At 68.0% G+C, this 1,683-nt stretch carries 1 protein-coding gene; it reads right to left on the bottom strand.

Annotation, left to right across the window (positions count from 1 at the left end; all coding sequences use genetic code 11):
• Positions 1–176: 176 nt before the first annotated feature.
• The gene (locus ACFYXB_RS45945; protein ID WP_389591469.1) at positions 177–1,556 is read right to left on the bottom strand and encodes an IS1380 family transposase; all 1,380 of its coding nucleotides are present in this window, start codon (positions 1,554–1,556) and stop codon (positions 177–179) included.
• Between the last annotated feature and the right edge of the window lie 127 nt (positions 1,557–1,683).

Genomic DNA, 1,683 nt, shown 5'->3' with positions numbered 1-1,683 from the left:
CTAGCCTCGATCGTTCATGAGTCTCCGTGGGTTCACTGACGGGGACTCAGTATTTGTGTGGTTCGGTCGTTTCGGCGCCGGGACAGGTTGAGGGCCCGGCTGTCGTGCCGGGTGGGCGCCGGGTTCCACTTCTCCGGTGTGGTGGTGCGGGTTGTCGGGACGGGTGAAGTGGCTGGTCAGCCGGGGTTCGGCAGGGCGCGGAGCCGGTCGATTGAGTGGGTGATGACGTCGGTCCAGGGCCATCGGGCGGGCAGGCGGAGCCAGTGGCGGCGGCCGGTGCGCACGAGTTGGGCGACGGCGGAGAACAGCCGCAGGCGGAGCTTCTTGGGTTCCCAGCGGCGGGTGTCGCCGGTCAGTGCGAGCATCGGCAGCCAGGCGAGGAGGTCGAGCGCGAGAGAGACGATCTCCAGCCAGATCTGGTTCTGGGCGGTGTCGTGCAGGGGCAGGTTACGCAGACCGGTGTCCCGGGCATTTCGGATGCGGTCCTCGCAGCGGGCCCGCCTTCGGTGGCGTAGTTCGAGGTCGGCGAGCTGGCCGCCTTTGGTGTTGGTGGCGAAGCAGGTGAGACGGTTGCCGTCGAGGTCGGTGAAGCGCAACTGGGCGCCGGGGTGCGGGCGTTCTTTGCGGACGATCAGTCGCATGCCTTTCGGCCAGGTGCTCAGGTCGGGCATGTCGGTGATCTCTGCGACCCAGGCACCGGGCCGCTCGGTGCCGCCCGCGTCGTAGGCCGGCGTCCACGCCTTCTTCGGGATCTTCAGCACGGCCTGGTGGATGGCGTCGGTGATGGTCATTCCGACGGAATACGACAGCCATCGTCCGCGCCTGGAGAGCCAGTCGAGGAAGGTGTGGGTGCCGCCGCCGGAGTCGGTGCGGATCAGTGTCTGTCGTCCCCGCCGCAGGTGCTTGGGCAGTTGGGCCAGGGCGAGTTGGGCGGTTTCGATGTGGTCGGCGGCGGTGTTGGAGCCCGCGTTGCCGGGCCGCAGCAGGGCGGCCACCGGCTCCCCAGACCCGGCTTGGCCGTGGTCGACGAACGCGACGAGCGGATGATGACCGAAGGTCTTCTTCCAGGTCGGGGTGGCGTCCTGCTTCTCGGAGTGTGCGAGCACCAGCACCCCGTCGATGTCCACGATCACGCTGCTGTCGGCAGCCGGACTGCTTGCCCCGGCCAACTCCCAGACCCGCTGACGCACTTCGGAACGTGCGCCCCGGATCGCCGCAAGAGCCTTCGGGCCGGACTCGGCGAGCGTGTCGACGAGACGGGAGACTGTCGGATCGGAGGCCACCAGGCCGAACACACTCGGCTCGGCCCGCAGCATGCCGACGTCGGCCAGACAGTCGCCGCCGAGCGCGACGGCCAGGGCCATATCCAGCAGGATCTTGCCCGGATCGTGCACGGTCCGCGGTTTGCGCCAGGATGCCAATGCCGCCGATATCGCGGTGTCCAGGCCGGACTTGCGGATCGTCTCGATCAGCAGGACCGAGCCGGCCTGGGCAACCACCCCGCGGCCCCTGCCCTCGACACGGACGCGCGGGTAGGACCCGCTACTCTTCTTCACCTGGGAAGTGCCTCTTTCGCTACCACGTACAGGACCCTCAGCAAGTCCTATCGTTGCAGCTCAGGGGCACTTTCTGCTTTCTCGACCACCTGCCGGACGGAACCCCTCATGAAAGCCCGAGGCTAGA

The sequence above is a fragment of the Streptomyces sp. NPDC002619 genome, from assembly GCF_042889305.1.
Lineage (GTDB): Bacteria > Actinomycetota > Actinomycetes > Streptomycetales > Streptomycetaceae > Streptomyces.
This window is presented reverse-complemented; position numbering and strand designations above follow the sequence as displayed.